Annotated in this window: 16 protein-coding genes; 7 read left to right on the top strand and 9 right to left on the bottom strand. The window is 62.8% G+C overall.

All coding sequences use genetic code 11. From position 1 onward, the window contains the following. Positions 1–20: 20 nt before the first annotated feature. Entirely contained in the window at positions 21–317 is a 297-nt protein-coding gene (locus tag FKL89_RS10415; protein WP_156862694.1) for a helix-turn-helix domain-containing protein, read from the top strand. 338 nt (positions 318–655) lie between these two features. Here the strand turns inward: FKL89_RS10415 and FKL89_RS10410 are convergent, their stop codons facing one another. After that, the gene (locus FKL89_RS10410) at positions 656–982 is read right to left on the bottom strand and encodes a ComEA family DNA-binding protein (RefSeq protein WP_156862693.1); all 327 of its coding nucleotides are present in this window, start codon (positions 980–982) and stop codon (positions 656–658) included. A 255-nt stretch (positions 983–1,237) separates the two neighbouring features. On the opposite strand from FKL89_RS10410, the gene FKL89_RS10405 reads away from it, so the two are divergent. Then, positions 1,238–1,639, top strand: coding sequence for a hypothetical protein (locus tag FKL89_RS10405; protein ID WP_156862692.1), 402 nt, complete (start codon positions 1,238–1,240; stop codon positions 1,637–1,639). A gap of 9 nt (positions 1,640–1,648) precedes the next feature. Here FKL89_RS10405 and FKL89_RS10400 read toward each other — a convergent pair whose 3' ends face one another. Both FKL89_RS10400 and FKL89_RS10395 read right to left on the bottom strand, forming a co-directional pair. Next, positions 1,649–3,094: a sensor histidine kinase gene (locus FKL89_RS10400; protein WP_156862691.1), complete on the bottom strand. Its 1,446-nt coding sequence runs from the start codon at positions 3,092–3,094 to the stop codon at positions 1,649–1,651. Next, complete coding sequence (locus FKL89_RS10395; RefSeq protein ID WP_156862690.1) at positions 3,091–3,765, bottom strand: response regulator transcription factor; 675 nt, start codon at positions 3,763–3,765, stop codon at positions 3,091–3,093. The genes FKL89_RS10400 and FKL89_RS10395 overlap by 4 nt, the downstream gene beginning before the upstream one ends. A gap of 158 nt (positions 3,766–3,923) precedes the next feature. Here FKL89_RS10395 and FKL89_RS10390 point away from each other — a divergent pair, with 158 nt between their 5' ends. The 3 genes from FKL89_RS10390 to FKL89_RS10380 all read left to right on the top strand — a co-directional run bounded on the left by FKL89_RS10390 (position 3,924) and on the right by FKL89_RS10380 (position 9,626). Further along, positions 3,924–5,180 carry a TolC family protein gene (locus FKL89_RS10390; protein WP_162527486.1) on the top strand — a complete coding sequence of 419 codons (1,257 nt, stop codon included), beginning with the start codon at positions 3,924–3,926 and terminating at the stop codon, positions 5,178–5,180. 76 nt (positions 5,181–5,256) lie between these two features. Further along, positions 5,257–6,507 carry an efflux RND transporter periplasmic adaptor subunit gene (locus FKL89_RS10385; RefSeq protein WP_238363314.1) on the top strand — a complete coding sequence of 417 codons (1,251 nt, stop codon included), beginning with the start codon at positions 5,257–5,259 and terminating at the stop codon, positions 6,505–6,507. Further along, entirely contained in the window at positions 6,504–9,626 is a 3,123-nt protein-coding gene (locus FKL89_RS10380; protein WP_156862687.1) for an efflux RND transporter permease subunit, read from the top strand. The genes FKL89_RS10385 and FKL89_RS10380 overlap by 4 nt, the downstream gene beginning before the upstream one ends. 99 nt (positions 9,627–9,725) lie before the next feature. Here the strand turns inward: FKL89_RS10380 and FKL89_RS10375 are convergent, their stop codons facing one another. The 4 genes from FKL89_RS10375 to tsaE form a co-directional block, all read right to left on the bottom strand. Further along, positions 9,726–10,394 carry a hypothetical protein gene (locus FKL89_RS10375; protein WP_238363313.1) on the bottom strand — a complete coding sequence of 223 codons (669 nt, stop codon included), beginning with the start codon at positions 10,392–10,394 and terminating at the stop codon, positions 9,726–9,728. Between the two features lie 151 nt (positions 10,395–10,545). Beyond that, a complete protein-coding gene (locus FKL89_RS10370; protein ID WP_156862686.1) occupies positions 10,546–11,730 on the bottom strand; it encodes an acetyl-CoA C-acyltransferase family protein in 1,185 nt (394 codons plus the stop codon). 348 nt (positions 11,731–12,078) lie between these two features. Further along, positions 12,079–13,374: an N-acetylmuramoyl-L-alanine amidase gene (locus tag FKL89_RS10365; protein WP_156862685.1), complete on the bottom strand. Its 1,296-nt coding sequence runs from the start codon at positions 13,372–13,374 to the stop codon at positions 12,079–12,081. Continuing rightward, positions 13,371–13,829 (bottom strand): tRNA (adenosine(37)-N6)-threonylcarbamoyltransferase complex ATPase subunit type 1 TsaE, encoded by a 459-nt coding sequence (tsaE, locus tag FKL89_RS10360; RefSeq protein ID WP_156862684.1) that lies wholly within the window; start codon positions 13,827–13,829, stop codon positions 13,371–13,373. The genes FKL89_RS10365 and tsaE overlap by 4 nt, the downstream gene beginning before the upstream one ends. On the opposite strand from tsaE, the gene queG reads away from it, so the two are divergent. Together queG and FKL89_RS10350 are read left to right on the top strand one after the other, a co-directional pair. Continuing rightward, positions 13,828–14,898, top strand: coding sequence for a tRNA epoxyqueuosine(34) reductase QueG (gene queG / locus FKL89_RS10355; protein ID WP_156862683.1), 1,071 nt, complete (start codon positions 13,828–13,830; stop codon positions 14,896–14,898). The two genes, tsaE and queG, sit on opposite strands and share 2 nt — an antisense overlap. Positions 14,899–14,968: 70 nt before the next feature. Next, complete coding sequence (locus FKL89_RS10350; RefSeq protein ID WP_162527485.1) at positions 14,969–16,492, top strand: S41 family peptidase; 1,524 nt, start codon at positions 14,969–14,971, stop codon at positions 16,490–16,492. A 28-nt stretch (positions 16,493–16,520) separates the two neighbouring features. On the opposite strand, the gene FKL89_RS10345 is transcribed toward FKL89_RS10350, so the two are convergent. Both FKL89_RS10345 and FKL89_RS10340 read right to left on the bottom strand, forming a co-directional pair. Continuing rightward, on the bottom strand, positions 16,521–16,955 hold the full coding sequence (locus FKL89_RS10345) for a hypothetical protein (RefSeq protein ID WP_156862681.1): 435 nt from the start codon (positions 16,953–16,955) through the stop codon (positions 16,521–16,523). A gap of 90 nt (positions 16,956–17,045) precedes the next feature. After that, positions 17,046–17,513: a hypothetical protein gene (locus FKL89_RS10340; RefSeq protein ID WP_156862680.1), complete on the bottom strand. Its 468-nt coding sequence runs from the start codon at positions 17,511–17,513 to the stop codon at positions 17,046–17,048. Between the last annotated feature and the right edge of the window lie 47 nt (positions 17,514–17,560).

Genomic DNA, 17,560 nt, shown 5'->3' with positions numbered 1-17,560 from the left:
CGTTCAAAGCTAATTGGTGGATGCCGTCAAGCAAATCTGCGCGCAACAACTTGCACTCGGCGTTGAAAGCCGTACGCAACGCGCGTGGCCTTACGCAAGAGGATTTTGCGCTCGTGTCAAGCCGCACCTACGTCAGTAGTGTTGAACGCGCTGTGCGCAATCCGACCCTCACGAAAATTGATGAGCTCGCCACCGTGCTCAAAGTGCATCCGCTGACTTTGGTGACGTTGGCTTACTGCGATGTCAACAATCTCGATAGCTCGAAGGAGCTGCTAGGATTGGTCGCTTCGGAGTTGGGCGCGCTCTTCACCGACTGAGCGATATACGGCCAGGGTACACGGGTTATCTGGAGATCCGTCGGCGAGTGTCAAACAGTCGAGATCGACCGGCAGCCTAAGTCGGCGCGTATCCGATCACTACTCAGGCCGTGCCGGGAAGCCTCACTTTTTGCGGTTTTGACGGCACACGCCAACCCGACCGTTTCGCCCCCTGCGGATCGACCTTTGCCAGACGTCGCGGCATCGAAGTGCATGCGCGATGTCGTCACTCGACACTCAGCGAACGGAAATCTCCCAGTTCCGTCGCCCAATTCTTGGCCCCAAAGGATGAAGCGCCACAAATAGCACGAAAAACGAGATCACCCCGTCGTGGCTGGCTATTTCTTCTTTTCAGGCGCCTGCTTGGCGATGATTTTGTCCTTGATCTTGTCGTAGACATCCTGCGGGATGATCTTCTTCTCGACCAGTTCATCCTTGCCCTTGTAGGGGCGACCCTTCACGATCGCGGCCGAGCGTGCATCGCCAATGCCATCGAGCGTCGCCAGTTGCTTGGCAGTTGCAGTATTGATGTCCATCAGGGCCGGGGCCTTTTCCGGTGCCTTGGTCGCTGCAGCGACATCCTTCTTGGCCTGCTTGTCGTCCAGTGCGTACAGCGGGCTTGCCAGCACGGCAGCAGCCAGCATGGCGGTGATGATGCGTTTCATTCGGTGACTCCTCTCCAGGTGGGTAACGATGAATATCCGGTTGCACGCCACTCGCGCGGCGCCAACCACGAATTTTGGTGTCGCGGGCAATGTAGCGGAACTAACGGCATTTGTCGCGGCCGGTTGACAGCCCCACGGTCGCCAATTGCACTGCCCGCCCGCATTTCGTCCGTTTCACCCGCAAACAATCGCCTGGCTGTGTCGGAGCGCAGGGAGCCGGCTGACAATCCAGCCATCGTCGTTTGGGGAAACAACATGAAACCAGGTGTCCGCTCCGCGCTCCGCATTGCAATGTGGTCGATCGTCATCCTTGCCGCTGTCGCAGCAGTCCTCGCCTTCGGGACGCTGGTAGCGGCCCAACTCTGGCCGTCGGCGCATGGCGCCAAGGTGCAATTCGGTCATCACGCCGTCGAGCTCAACAACGTTTTCTCTGCCGGAACGCTGGAGTTCGGCATTGCCTGGGCGGCGATCACGCTGGCCATCATCATCGCCGTACTGGCCACACTGTTCGCACTGGCCGCCACCTCCGTCGCCCTCGGAATCGCCGCCACGCTCACCGGGCTGCCGCTCATCCTGTTCGGCCTCATTATCTGGTTCGTGGTGCGTAGCGCCCGTCGCGGCGGGTCTTCACCCGACGGCTCGGCGCCGGCGCACTGAGCGGCGCAATCAGTCTGGTACCGAGTCCGAAGCGGCGCGGCGCAACTGAATTGAAGCCCGCAACCCGCCCGCTGGCCGGTTGGCCAGCGTGAGCTTGCTGCCCAGCAGTTCCGCATAGCGGGCAACGATGGCAAGGCCAAGCCCGGTGCTGCCCTGCGCCCCCTCCACGCCGGTGCCGCGCGACCAGCGGGTACGCGCTTCGAGCGTTGCAGGGTCAAGCCCAAGGCCGTTATCTTCAACCGCAATCGTCACGGCTTCGCCGTCGTCAACCGAGCGTTCCACCACGATTGCGATGCTCAGCCGCTGTCCTGACGGCGGACGGGCGTGTCGTGCGGCGTTGTCGAGCAGATTGGTCAGCATGGCGGCCAACAATCCTTCGTTGCCCTCGACCAGCACCAGAGCATCCAGCCCGTGCACCACGATTTCGCCCTGATTGGCATCAATACGCGGCAAGGCAGCGAGCACGCTACGTTCGACGACGCCGCCAATATCCACCGGCCCGACCGCAAGGGTGTCGCGGGCTTCATCGGCAAATGCCAGGGCCAGCAACTGGTCAATCAGATGGCTTGCACTGGCCTGGCGCTCAAGGATCGCCGCGAGTTGCTGACGCCAGGCGGCGGGGTCGTCCTGGCGCATCCCGTATTCGGCCAGCGCCCGGATACCCGCGAGCGGATTGCGCAGCTCATGGGCGACGTTACCGGCGAACTCACGCTGCGCGCTGACACCGGCACTCACCCGCCCGAACAGCGCGTTCACCGCCTGTGCGACCTGCGCCACATCACGCGAAGACGCATCGACTGGAACCGGCGATAGGTCGGTCACATCGCGAGATTGCAACGCGAGCCGCAACCGGTTCATCGGATCGAGATCATTGCCGATCGCCCGCCACAGCCAGATGCCGAGCAGCGTGAAGAGCAGGACTTCCGGCACTACCGCATAAAGCAGCATCTGCTGCAAAAGTTTGGTCCGCGACCTTATCGTCTGCGCCAGGATGACGCGCCATGCCCGCCCTTCGGACAGCAGCAATTCGACTGATCGCAGTGGCTCCCCCTCATGGAAGCGGTCGCTCAAGACGTACGGACTACCGGTGTCAATTGTGGCGCCCGGTTGCGCCAGTGCTGATTGCGAGACCAGCCATGGCGCGTTGTTGGCCAGCACGCGTCCGTCAATCCCGACCACCGCAAAATAGACTTTCTCCGACTGGTCAAACAGAACTGAATCCAGCTCACGTGCTGACAACTCCAGCGTCAGGCCCTCGCCACTCTGGCGTACATGTGCAGACAGTGCGTAGGCATCGTCGATCAGAGCGCGATCGAAAGCCCGCTGCGTGTAGAGGTAGGCGATCTCAATGATCAGTGCGGTACTGGTTAGCCACACCACGAACACCGGCAACAGTACGTGCGACAGCAAACGCTGCCGAAGCGTCGGGGCAATGACTGCCTCCGTGTTATTCACGGTTCGGACTCGTTCCGCTCCAGCAGGTAGCCCAGCCCACGCAGGGTGCGAATGGTGGCCCCGGTGCCGGCCAGCTTGCGGCGCAGGCGGGAAACAAAGGCTTCGAGTGCGTTGTCGCCCAACGAGTCCTCAAGCCCCGACAGCTTGTCGGAGAGCGCCCGTTTGCTGACCACGCGACCGGGTGGATGGGCCAACTCCCAGAGGACTTCGTACTCCCGCGCCGGCAAGTCGAACGCCTCCTCGCCCAGGAAAATGCGCGAAGCCACCCCATCAAAACGAAGGCGGCCCAATTCAACGACGTTGGCCCCGCCCTGTGATCGGCGCACCAGCGCCCGCAACCGCGCCTCGACCTCGGCCAGGTCGAACGGCTTGCCCAGGTAGTCGTCGGCGCCTGCATCGAGACCAGCAATTCGCTCGTCAGTGCGGTTACGCGCAGTCAGCACCAGCACCGGCGTGCGATCGCCGCGCGCGCGTGCCCGCCGCAAGCCGTCAAGCGCGTTGCCATCGGGCAGATTGAGATCAAGCAGCACGGCGTCAAACGGCTGGTACTGCCAGAGCTGCTCGGCCTCGGCAAGGCGCTGTACGGCGTCTACCCGATGCCCTGCTTCATGCAGGCTCTTGGTCATGACGCTACGAAGGACGGCGTCGTCCTCAACTACCAGGATTCGCATTTGCTGCTGACAACCTCTCACATCGGGGTGCTCGCTGCCGAGGCACCCATTGGACCAGCCACAGGGTCAGGCATCGGTCAGGCGCTTCGCGAGACATTCCCGGCCTTGACATGGTGAACACAATGTTAGCGGTACGAAACTGTCGATTTGCCGGGGTAGTGTCTCTGCCGGCCCTGTTGATTGCGCTTGCCAATGGTTCTGCAATTGCCGAACCCAGCCTGCAGGATGTGCTGCGCGCCGTGAATTCCGGTCTTGAGGTTCGCCAATCCGCACAGGCCGAACGTAGCGCCGAAGCCGAGGTGACAAGCGCCGACCACGCCCCGTTGCCCACACTGTCCGGCAAGCTTTCACAAATCGATTTGCAGAATGGCCTTGGCCCCGGCGATCCGCTGGGGCGCAAGCGGATGGACAAGTCGATCGGGATCGACTGGACCTGGGAACGTGGCGACAAGCGCCTGCACCGAACCCGCGCCGCTGAACGGGCACTCGCCGCCACCCGGGCTGACACCGTAGAGACCGCCTTGCAGCAGATGCTGGTCGCACAGGGCCTCTATTTCGACTGGCTCGGCGCGCGCGAACGGGTGCGGCTGATGCGCGATACGGCAGCAGTCGCGCAGGAGGCAGCAAGAGCTGCCAACCGCCGCCGTGATGCTGGTGACTTGTCTGCACAAGATGCGCTGCGCGTTGAAATAGACAGCGAGCGGGTCGCAGCCGACCTGCAATTGGCGACCGTTGACCTCGAACGCGCCGAGCTTGCGCTGAGCACGTTTGTCCGGCGGCAGGATCTGGTCGTCGCCCGCAGCAGTGCAGTCATCTGGCCGAATCTGCCAGAGCCGCGTGGCGACAGCGCAACAGCTGCGCCGACACCGCCATTGCAGGCGCGTGGCGACGTGCGGGCTGCGCAGGCACGCGTCGAGGCCGCGCGGGCATCGGTTGACGGCGCCCTCGCCCTGCGCAAGCTTGATCCGACCTGGGGGCTTTCTTTCGACCACTACCCCGGCGTGTCCAATCGTCTGGTCGAACTGCGCGTGCAGATTCCCCTGCCGCTCGGCTACAACTATCAGGGCGAAATTTCGCGCGCACAGTCCGAGCTGTCGCAAGCCGAGCTCGTCGCAGAGCGCACCCTGCGCGACGCCCGAATTGAGCAGGACCGGCTGGCGGCGGAAGCACGTAGCAATCGCGAGCGTGTCCGGCAGTTCCGCGAGCAGATTGCGCCCCGCGCATCGACCGTCCTCAAGCAGGCAGAGTTTGCGTTCGCGCGTGGCGCCATCCCCCTGACCGACCTGCTCGACGCCCGCCGTACACACCGTAGCACGCAACTGGACGCGCTTGCAGCCCAGCTTGATGCAGCCAAAGCGGAGACCGCCCTGCTGCTTCGCACACGGCCTGAAGTACTCATCACTGCCAGCCCCTGACAGACCTGATCTGCGGTCGGACGTTGTCGACCTGCTCATGTGTCTGCCTCATTTGTTCTGATCCTGCCCGATGACCATGCCATCCATTCGCCTCCACACTGTCTTCAGCGCCGCCGCGGCGGCCCTGCTTGCTGCCTGCTCGGAAGCCCCGCCTCCCGCCGTACCGGAACCTGCCTCGGCGGTGATTCAGGGCGCAGAACTGCGCTATCCGAGCGGCCATCCGCAACTGACTCTGCTCAAAGCCGTCGAGGTCCGCCCGTCAACGGCCGTGGCCATCGAATTGCCGGCACGCCTGATCTGGAACGAGGCGCGCACCCAGCGCATCTACGCGCCACTGGCCGGTCGTGTCACGGCCATTCGCGCCGATGTAGGTCAGGCCGTCAAGGCCGGTAGCGTGCTCGCATCGCTGGCTTCGCCGGATCTCGGTCAGGCCCAGGCCGATGCCGCGCGCGCCAGCGTCGACATGCAGCTGGCAACCAAAACCCTCAAGCGGCAAAAGGAGCTGCTGGACGCCGGCGTGCTGGCCCGCAAGGAATACGATCAGGCCGAGGCGGACCTCGCACGCGCACAGGCAGAGGCGACAAGGACCGAAGCGCGCACCCGTTTCTACGGTGGGGGTACCGGCGTCAATCAGCAGCTCGCGATCACCGCTGGCATCAACGGCGTCGTGGTTGAACGCAACCTCAACCCGGGACAGGAGCTGCGCCCCGACCAGTCGGGCGTTGGCGTTCCGGCGCTGTTCGTGGTCTCCGATCCGACCACCTTGTGGGTGCAGATCGATGCCCGTGAATCGGACCTCGGCAGCCTGAAGACCGGCGCCAACTTCGATTTGATCGTGCCGTCCCTCAACAACGAGAAATTCACCGGCAAGGTCGTCGCTCAGGCTGATGCCATCGACCCGGCGACCCGAACCATCAAGGTGCGTGGCGAAATTGCCAACCCAGATCGCCGGCTGAAGGCCGAGATGCTGGCCAACGCCAGGCTTGAGCGCCACCTGGGCGGTGGCCTGGTGGTGCCGAGCAGCGCCATCGTGTTGCGCAACGGCCAGCATGTGGTGTTCGTGCAGACCGGCCCCGGCTCCTTTGAGCCGCACGAGGTGAAATTGTCGTGGCAGGACAGCAAGCAGGCGGTGATTGCCCGCGGACTCGAAGTCGGCGACAAGGTCATCGCGGAAAACACACTGCTGCTTGCGCGGCAATTCGCGCTATCGCAGGACAAGGCGGAAGGTGACGAAACCGTTGCACCGGACAAGACGTCAGCAGCGAACGGTGCAAAAAGTGGCACCGTTGCGACCGCCGACAAAAAGGACAACGTCAAGAAACCATGAAGCGTCTGATTGGTTATGCGCTGACGCAGCCACTTTTTGTGGTGCTCGGTACGCTGCTCTTCATCCTTGCCGGTGTGACGGCGTTCAGGAATCTCTCGGTCGAAGCGTTTCCCGATGTGACCGATACCCAGGTCACGATCATTGCGCTGTACCCCGGCCGCGCCGCTGAGGAAGTGGAGAAACAGGTCACGCTGCCGATCGAAGTCGCGGTGTCCGGACTGCCGAATGCGCTGCGCGTTTTCTCGCACACCCAGTTCGGCCTGTCCTACACCGTCATTACCTATGACGACAAGGCCGAAGTAATGACCGCCCGGCAGCAGGTCAACGAGCGGTTGCGCGGCGTCGATTTGCCTCCGGGCGTAGAGGCAAATATCGCCCCCAACTCGACGCCGGTCGGGGAAGTCATGCGCTACCGCCTGCGCGGAGACGGCTACTCCGCCACCGACGTTCGCACCGTGGAGGACTGGGTGGTTGAACGGACGCTGCGCCAGGTCCCGGGCGTTGCCGACGTTGTAGCCATGGGCGGCGCCATCAAGCAATACGAAGTGCAGCCTGACCTCGACAAGCTGCGGGCCTACAAGCTGACCTTTCAGAATCTGCTTGATGCGCTTGGGCGCGGCAACTCCAACGCGGGTGGCAGCTACGTGGCGCAAGGAGCACAGCAATACGCCATCCGCGGTATCGGGCTGCTGGCGTCGGCTGACGACATCGGCCGTATCGTGCTTACCTCCCGCGGCGGCACGCCGATACTGATTCGGGACGTGGCGCAGGTGAAGGTCGGGGCAGTGCCGCGACTTGGTGTCGTTGGCCAGGATGCCGACGACGATATCGTGACCGGCATCGTCGTCATGCGCAAAGGTGAAAACCCGAGCGAAGTGCTCAAGGGCATCAAACAGAAGATCACCGCGCTCAACGAAAAGGGCCTGCCGCCTGGCATGAAGATCGAGCCCTACTACGACCGCACCTGGCTGATGGGCAAGACGCTGTCAACGGTGTTCCGCAATCTGGTGGAGGGCGCGGTACTGGTGTCGATCGTGCTTTATCTGTTCCTCTCGAACATTCGCGCCAGTCTTGCTGTGGTCGTCATCATTCCGCTGGCGCTGCTATCGACCTTCCTTGGCCTCAAGATCATGGGCGTACCGGCCAACCTGCTCTCGCTCGGGGCGATGGACTTCGGCATCATCGTCGACGGTGCGGTGATCGTGATCGAAAACATCCTGGCCCGCCTTTCGCAGCAACCAGAAACGCTCTCCAACGACGAGCGCAAGCAGGTGATCGCCGATGCGGCCAACGAGGTAGGGCGGCCAACCCTGTTTTCGATGCTGATCATCATTGCAGCGCACATCCCGATCTTTGCCTTGCAGCGCCACGAAGGCCGCATCTTTCAGCCGATGGCGCTGTCGGTAACAACTGCGCTGGTTGGTTCGCTGATCTTTTCGCTGACGCTGGTGCCGCTGCTGGCCTACTGGACGCTGCGCAAAAAAGTGCCGCATCATGACAACTGGATTGTTGGCTTGAGCAAGCGGATTTACCGACCAGTTCTCGACTGGGCACTTGGCAACCGACTGAAGGTGCTGGGTGTAGGCCTGGCCGCATTCGCGTTGTCGCTGGTCTGCGCAAGCCAGCTGGGTTCAGAGTTCCTGCCGGAGCTGAACGAGGGCACCATCTGGGTCAACATTCGGCTGCCCGCCAGCGTTTCGACGCAGGAGGCGTCGCGTGTGCTGGCAACAGCGCGCAAGGCATTGCGTAGCGTGCCGGAGGTGGTCACTGCAGTCTCCAAGGCCGGTCAGCCTGAAGATGGTACCGATCCGAAAACCATCAGCATGGCCGAGATATTTGTCGATATCAAGCCGCCAGAGCAATGGCGCCCCGGCATGACCAAGGAGAAACTGATCGACGAGATGGATCGCGCAGTATCGACGATCCCAAGCATGGAACCGAGCTTCTCGCAGCCGATCCGCGACAACGTACTGGAATCGATTTCCCAGATCGATGGCCAGATTGTCATCAAGATTGCCGGCGACGATCTGGTGGAGCTGAAGAAAACCGCCCAGGCGATCGAACGAGAAATCCGCCAGGTACAAGGGGTTTACCGTGCAGAGATTGACCGCCTCGGCGACGTTCCGCACCTGCTGATCGAAATCGACCGCGCCCGGGCAGCTCGCGCTGGACTGAACGTCGGCGATGTGCAGGACGTGATCGAAGCCGCGCTGGCTGGCAAGGCAGCGACGCAGTTGTGGGAAGGCGAACGGAAGTTTGCGGTAGCTGTCCGTCTGCCGGAAGAGCGTCGCGCCATGTCCAATCTCGCAACGGTGCCCATTGCGACGCCCGACGGTGGCTATGTCGCGCTCGGCGCGGTCGCCAACATCCGCGAATCAACCGGCGCCATGGACATTGCCCGTGAAGCGGGCCGGCGGACCATGGCGATCGGCATCTTCATCAAGGGGCGCGACATGGGATCAGTGGTCGCCGACATGCAGGCTCGCGTCGACAAAAACGTCAAACTCATGGCCGGCCAGACATTTGGCTGGTCTGGCGAATTTGAAAATCAGGAGCGGGCGATGAAGCGTCTCGCCGTCGTGGTGCCAATCTCGCTGTTGCTGATCTTCGTACTGCTGTTTGACGCCTTCGGCTCGTTCAAACGAGCTACGCTCATCTTGCTTAACGTGCCACTGGCGCTGGTGGGTGGTTTCGTCGCACTGTGGATCTTCTCGATTCCGTTGTCGGTTTCCGCCGCGATCGGTTTCATCGCGTTGTCAGGCCAGGCAGTCCTTAATGGTGTGGTGATGCTCTCTGTGTTTCAGCAGTACGAAGCAAGTGGGATGTCGGTCGCCGACGCGGTCCGCAACGGCTCAATGGCTCGCCTGCGGACTGTGCTGATGACGGCGATGCTGGCCGCTCTCGGGTTGCTGCCGATGGCGCTTTCCCATGACATCGGCGCCGAGACGCAGCGGCCCCTGGCTATCGTCGTCATTGGTGGCTTGTTTACGGCGACGCTGCTCACGCTCGTTGTGCTGCCCGCGCTGTACGTTGCCTGGTTCACGCGAGGAAAGTCAGCAGACAGCTTTGACGACATTGGCGAGACAGCACCCGCAACCGTGGGCACCACCGTCCACTGACGCTTGTCCTACCCGGACGGTTCTCACTCGCACATGCATCGAGAACGGTCGTCCGCCATGGGGTACACCCACCCTGCTGCTGCCACCTGCGCTCTGCGCCTAGAAACGCATGCCGACGCTCAGTCGCCAGACGTTGTCGACACTGAAGTTGCTGTACGGGTCGTAGGCCAGTCGGACAAAGTAGCGCGGCCAGTCATAGGTCACCGTGGCGCCGGTCCGGGCGATGCGCTTGCCTTCGACGAGCCCGCGCTTGTATAGCAAGTCGCCAGTCAAGCGGTCGCTGCCGGACACATGGGACCGAACGGTCAGGTGAAAGTGCTGCTGGTCGGGGTTTTGTCGGTTGTCACGGATGTAGGACGCCGTAACACTGGGGCCGTCTTCACCGCGATAAGCCACCAGCAGCGACCATGAATCATTCGGATCAAAGTTCAGGTTGTAGTAGGGGCGCAGATTGGTACGGCCAAAGCCGGCTCCGGCGACCCAGGTGCCGCCCGTCTCGATGTTGAGGCTGCCGCCAACGAAACCGCCCGAGGCCATCTGCGCTGAAGGTTGCAGGCGGACGGTCTCACCAAAGCTGCGATCCCAACCGCCGCGCCACTGCTGTACATCCAGCGTCGGCGCCCGGAAGACACCGAGCCAGGCGTTGCCGTAGTCAGATGAGTGGCGCAGATTGACGTCGACCCCACCGCCGTTTTCGCTCATGCGGTAGTAGCCGGCAGTGAGCTTGAACGGATCATCCGCCGCCTGCGCTGGAGTAACGCAAAGCATCGCAGCCTGAGCAACCGTAGCGCATAACCCCGCCAGCCGAGGCCAGCGCCAACAAAAACGAGCAGTGAAACACCGCCCGTCTTCAGCGTGGCGCCGACTCGCCCGATCCGACGCCTGTCTTGGCCGAATCATCGCGAGCACCTTTGGCTGCTTACAGCCGCTCGAACACCGCCGCGATGCCCTGGCCGCCGCCGATGCACATGGTCACCAGCGCGTACTTGCCATTCACGCGTTGCAGCTCGTACAGCGCCTTGGTGGCGATGACCGCGCCGGAGGCTCCAATCGGATGGCCCAAGGCGATGGCACCGCCGTTCGGGTTGGTCTTGGCCGGGTTAAGGCCCAAGCCCTTTGCCACCGTCAGCGCCTGCGAGGCAAAGGCTTCGTTCGATTCAACCACGTCCATCTGATCGACCGACAGGCCGGCCTTCTTGAGCGCCAGCTTCGACGCCGGGATCGGGCCTTCGCCCATCACATCGTTCGGCACGCCGGCGACGGCATAGGACACGAGACGTGCAATCGGCTTGTAACCGGCAGCAGCAGCGAGACTGGCTTCACCGAGCACAAAGAACGACGCGCCGTCATTGATGCCCGACGCATTGCCGGCGGTGACCGAACCATCCTTTTTGAACGCCGGCTTCATCTTGGCCAGCGTGTCGATGGTGGTGGAGGCCTTGACGTGCTCATCGGTGTCGAACACCACTTCGCCCTTGCGCGTCTGCTTGACGATCGGCACGATCTGCGATTTGAAGTGCCCGGCAGCGATGGCCGCAGCGGCGCGACGATGCGATTCGGCGGCGAATGCGTCCTGGTCTTCGCGTGTGATGTTCCACTTGGTGGCGAGGTTTTCAGCGGTGATGCCCATGTGGCCCACGCCGAACGGGTCGGTCAGCGTGGCAACCATCATGTCGATCATCTTGCTGTCGCCCATGCGTGCGCCTGAGCGCAGCGCTGGCGAGAGGTAGCCACCGCGCGACATTACTTCGACGCCGCCGCCAACACCGTAGTCGCAATCACCGAGCAGGATGTTCTGTGCGGTGGTCACGATTGCCTGCAGGCCCGATGAGCACAGGCGGTTCACGGCCATTGCCACCGAATCCATCGGCAGACCGGCCTGAATGGATGCAACGCGCGCCACGTACGGGAAGCGGCTTTCGGTCGGGATCGTGTTGCCCACCGTCACGTAGTTGATCACCTTCGGGTCAACGCCCGAGCGCTCGACCGCCGCTTTCATCACGGTGCCAGCCAACTCGGCGGGCTCAATATCAGCCAGGGTTCCGCTGAACGTTCCGACGGCGGAACGGACGGCACTCAACACTACGACTTCACGCTTCGACATGACTAGCTTCCTCCACAGAGCCCGCGGCCACCTGGCGCACCGAGCGATTCAGATTCGATTTGCAACGTTCGCGCCGTCAGCCAAGCTGCCTCCGCGCGGCCGTCGCCACAATAGTATCTAGTATGCTGCACTGCGCTGACGCAGACCTGTCGGTTTTGCCTGCATTCAGACTGGACGCGTGCTCGCACGCCCGGTCGGCACATGTTGCGGCGCACCCAAGTGCACTTGCCAGACGATTCGTCAACTCGTTGTTGCGCGGCATTAAGGCTTGCAAATCAAGCGCTTACAGAACTGGCTCTGCCAATTTGCGGGCCACTGGCAATAATCGAATTGGTTGTGACGTTCACTTTAAGCCCGCATCGGCTGCGTCGCCAGAAAGCGCCGGATGCCGCCTCGGATTGCCCGGGCGAGCTTCAGCTGATGCGCTGCGCTGCGCAGTTTTAGCTCCTCTTCCGGATTGGAGATGAAGGCAGTTTCGACCAGCGCCGAAGGGATGTCCGGCGCGCGCAGCACGGCAAAGCCGGCATGTTCAACTGTGCCCTTGTGCATCTTGCCGACGGGCTTCAGCTCGGTGACCAGCCCGCGCCCCAACTTGAGCGAATCGGCGTTGGTGATTGACTGGCTCATTTCCAGCAGCATCCTGGCCAGCATGGGATCGCGCCCGACCAGCCGCACGCCGCCGATCAGGTCGGACTGGTTTTCCTTGTCGGCGATCCACTTCGCTGCGGTGCTGCTGGCGCCACGCTCCGACAGGGTGAAAACCGAACTGCCCCGTACGTCCGGTCGCGTGAAGGCGTCAGCGTGAATGGAGATGAACACGTCGGCATTGACACTGCGCGCCTTGCGCACGCGATCGGCCAGCGGAATGAATACGTCTTCCTCGCGCGTCATGAAAACGACGACACGCGGATCCTGCTCCAGCAGTTGTCTCGTCTGATGCGCGATCGCGAGGACCACGTCCTTTTCATAGGTGCCGCCCGGCCCCACAGCTCCGGGGTCTTCGCCGCCGTGCCCAGGGTCGAGCACCACGACATACGGCTTGACGTGGCGTTGCGTCGGCGGCCGGGTCGCTACCGGCGGCGGCGGCGCGGGCACAGGTTTGCTGGGCAATACCGGTGGCAGCACTGGCGGCGCCCTGGCGGCAGCTGCATCCGCCTCTGCCGCTGCCCTTTCCAGTTGCGCCTCGCGCTCCAGAATCTTCGAAAGAAAGCTGGCAATGGGGTCGTCGGCGTCAACCGGTGTCAGGTCAATCACCAGCCTGTGCCGGTAGGGCCCCACAGGCGGCAACGCGAACGCAGCAGCCTCGGCGCGGCCCTTCAACTCCAGCACCAGCCGTGCGGTGTCGGGCCGGTACTGGCCAATGCGCGCGCGCGACAGCACTCCCGTGTCATTGCGCAGTGTCTCCAGCGCCTTTTGAAAGGTCGCATCCGCCTGCACGTTGTTGATGTCAACGACCGTGCGGTCGGGGTTGGCCAGCGACGATACGAAAAAGCGCAGTTCGGCGTCGGATTCGATGGTGACGCGAGTGCTCTCCTTGCCGGGCCAAGCGCGCACCGCGAGTACACGTGGGCCAGCCCACACCAACCCGGCGCCTCCGCCAGCCAGCACAGCCGCCAGCAGTCGCAGCGCATCGCGGCGATTCACGCGCCGCTCCGCGCTTCGGCTTGCACTTCGCCGGTCGTCACTGTGACCCGCCGACCATCGCCGTCAAACTGAAAACGGATGACCAGATCAAAAGCCACAGCGCCGTGCAACCGCTCTGGCCACTCGACAAAGCGGATCGACGGTGACTGAAAGTACTCAAAGCCGCCGCGCGCCTCGAAATCGTCAACGCCCTCGATGCGATAGGCATCGAGATGATGCACCTCGCCCTTTGACGTCTCATAGGTTTCGACCAGTGCATAGGTCGGGCTCTTGATGGCCCCGGTCACGCCCAATGCACGCAGCACGCCACGGACGAAGGTGGTCTTTCCTGCCCCCAGGTCCCCCACCAGCGCTACCGAGCACGGCGGCTGCACGTCTGCCGCGAAGCGCTGTGCGAACGCCAGAGTTGCGGCCTCGTCAGCGAGAAACAGCGGGCTTTCTACAATCGGCGACATGTCAGCGCCTGCCCCCGCATCCGCCACCACTGAGCAACGCATTGTGCAGCTCGGGCTCGAACTGGGCTGGGCAGCGGTGGGCATCGCAGACATCGCACTCGAGCGCGAGGCGGAGGGGTATCAGGCGTGGATTGCGGCCGGTCATCATGGCGAGATGGAGTATATGGCCCGCCACGGCAGCCTTCGATGGCAGCCCGATGACTTGCAGCCCGGCACACAATCGGTGATCTGTGTTGCCCTCGACTACTGGCCGCAGCGCGCCGCCGGCGCCGAGGCTACGCTGCAGTCAACTGATCGAGCTTACGTTTCGCGCTATGCGCTTGGTCGCGACTATCACAAGGTTTTGCGCAACAAACTGCAGGCATTTGCCGAACGCATCGGCGAGCAGATCGCTGCGCACGACTTCCGGGTGTTCACCGACTCGGCGCCGGTGATGGAAATTCCGCTCGCAGTGAAAGCTGGCCTGGGCTGGCGCGGCAAGCACACCCTGCTGCTCAACCGCGAGCGCGGTTCGCTGTTCTTCCTCGGCGAGATCTACACCTCGCTGCTGTTAGCCCAGTCTGCCGCGCAAAGCAGTCATTGCGGCAGTTGCGCCGCCTGCATCGACGTGTGCCCGACCCGCGCCATCACCGCGCCGCACCGGCTGGATGCGCGCCGCTGCATCAGCTACCTCACCATCGAACACAAAGGCAGTATCCCGGAAGAATTTCGCAAGCCGATAGGCAACCGCATCTACGGCTGCGACGACTGCCAGCTCGTATGCCCGTGGAACAAATTTGCCCACAAGGCAACAGTCCCGGATTTCGAGCCACGCAACGGCCTTGATAGCGCTGTATTGATCGAACTGTTCGCCTGGAACGAGGCCGACTTCAACGAACGCCTGCAAGGCAGCCCGATTCGTCGCATCGGTCATGTGCGTTGGCTGCGGAATATTGCCGTAGCCTTGGGAAATGCGCCAGCAACCCAAGCTACGTTGCAGGCGCTGAGTTCACGCAGCGGGCATCCTGACCCGCTGGTGCGTGAGCACGTGGAGTGGGCGCTGGCGCAAGGAGGCAACGTTGCAAACTGATCTGGTCAACATGAACCGTGCGCGTTCACGCAATGGGCCGATCGGACCACTTCTGCCACGATTCGCTCGCTTGGCTCGGCAAGTACTGGTCGTTGTGCTCGCCGTCATGAAGTTCGTCTTGCCACCACAAGTCGCTGCGTCACAGCCGATACCGACGCACGCGACGCCCATCGAGTTGGCAAACGCCGATTTCGAAAGAGCTCGCGAAGACGACGCCTCGCGACCAGCGGGTTGGAACAAGGCCGGCCCCGGCGATAGCTTTCAGCTCGACCGAAAAGTGTTTCGCAATGGCGCTGCCAGCCTCCGGATTACCCGGTCTGAAGGCGCGCCATTGACCGCCGTGGCGCAAACATTCCCGGCGGAACCACTGCGCAATACCGTCGTCTCGCTACGTGCGTGGACGCGCACTGAAGGCGCGGACACCGGCGGCGCACTGATACTGTTCGCGACCGGCGATGACCGCAAGATGATTGCATTCGCTCTATCGGAATCATCAGCGGGCGACGGCAGCAACGACTGGGTGCAGCAACAGGTTCGCATGCTGGTACCTCCGAACGCTGCCCACCTTCAGTTGGGCTTACGGCTAACCGGCGCCGGAACGCTCTGGTTTGACGACGTCGACGCACTCACGTGGGGCGTTGCAACAACTGTACCGGACGCAATCTCTGCTCCCGCCGAGAAGTACCTGAACGACGCGATCACAGCAATCCGGCAACAGGCACTAAACAGCGCGCGGGTCGACTGGCCGGCGGCCACATCACAGGCGCGTGCTCTGGCAAGCGGCGCCATCACGACCGCCGACACTTACCCCTCCATTCGGCACGTGCTGCGCCTGCTCGGCGACGGGCACAGCATCCTGCGAACGCCGAGGGACAACGCGGCGGCAGCGCGATCAGCCAATCAGTCCTTGACTGACACTCGTGTCTCGGTAATCGCCGGGCGCCCCATGCTCTTTGTGCCCGGCTTCGCCAGCATGGATCGCGACGATGCTCAACAGTTCGCGTCCAAACTTCAGCAGTCGTTGGCGAGCATGGACAAGCCCGAATGCGGTTTGCTCCTTGATCTGCGTGGCAACACGGGTGGCAACATGTTTCCAATGTTGGCGGGCCTCGCGCCACTCTTCGCTGACGGCGACGTGGGCGGCCTGGCGACCGCCAACGACGGCTCTGTCACGTGGCGTTTCCGTGACGGTGCATTTGTCGCGTCCAGCAAAGAGCACGACAACGTCACCCGTGCAGCACAGCCGGCCATGCGAATTGGCAACGGCAATACACCTGTCGCCGTATTGCTTGGCCAGACGACCGGAAGCTCCGGCGAGGCTGTCGCCATCGCTTTTGTCGGGCGCCCGAACACACGGAGTTTCGGTGCACCCACGGCCGGTCTGACCACCGGCAATCGCCCGGTCAAACTGGCTGACGGGACAACACTCGCCATCACCGGCTCCGTCATGCTGGATCGCACCGGCAAGCGATATGGCGGCAAGCTTGCCCCGGACGAGCTGACCGATGGCACTCGGGTTGCCTCGCCAAATGGAGACGCGGCTGTCGCCGCCGCCATCGCCTGGCTTGATCAGCAGAAGGCCTGTCAGCGCTAGGCGCAAGTCACCCCAGAGCCCCTGATTGCTAGGGCTTGGGCGAAACGTCGCGCACAGCGCCATTGCGGCGAAGCCAGCGCAACACCGTGTCGGCCTGATTTGCGGGCTGATTGCCCATGCAGCGCCCTGTCACGTAGCCAGCTAGCGGTCGATCTTTCAGCAGAAAGAGGACGTATTCGCGCCCTGTTTCGAACGGATAAGCGCAATTCGTATCGGTAAACACTTCTATGGTCGCCGGCACCGCCTGCTTCCACGCACCGATGATGGTGATGGTCGCGGTGGCAGACTGATCGGCGGCGTTTAGCTTGACCCCATCTACCCTGCCCTGAACGACGGTCGTCGCGTGGCGATAGGCGGGTGACGGCGCAATGGGCTCGACGCAGCGACAGGCCGATGCGATGCCCACCAGACCTGGCCAGGCGAGCGCAGCAGTGATGCGCCAAAGCGCAGAAAGTTTGACCATCACAGTCTCCTGTTGGTGCGTTGCCCTGTTTCCGTCCTTATGCAGACGCCAGAGATGTATTTCTGGATCAGGTGAGTCACGGTTTGCCCGCTAACCGCCAATGCCAGGGTTGTACGGTGTCCACGGATCGTCGACGCCCGAAGCCTTCTCTGACCGACGGCCCATGCCGCATGCAAGCACGGCTTCTTCGGCACGCCGGTCATTACCGCCAGGGGCGCCGTTGATGTGCGCGAGCTCGTGAACCAGGGTCGCCAGCACCGTCCAGCGACCGATGCGGAAGGCCGGAATGCCGATCGCCATCTCGCGGTGCACGTTGTTGGTTCGCCCGAACTCAAGCATCACCGGGTCATAGTTGACCCACAGCGAGCCATCGTTCAGAAGGTCCGAGAGCGATCGCCCGCCCGGCAGGGTGCGGAAATAGGTATTGGCACCGGTAATTTCACGCGTAATGCGGAAAGCGTGAGTGCGCGCCCAGCGCACCTGATCGCGCAAATTGTTGGGGACAGCGAGCCATCCGGCGCGCGGCGACACGTGATCGCCTATGTTGATTTGCATCATTTGCACTCTCCCGTTGGCGACGCCCGCACCCATGGCACTGCGGATGT

The sequence above is a fragment of the Casimicrobium huifangae genome, from assembly GCF_009746125.1.
Lineage (GTDB): Bacteria > Pseudomonadota > Gammaproteobacteria > Burkholderiales > Casimicrobiaceae > Casimicrobium > Casimicrobium huifangae.
This window is presented reverse-complemented; position numbering and strand designations above follow the sequence as displayed.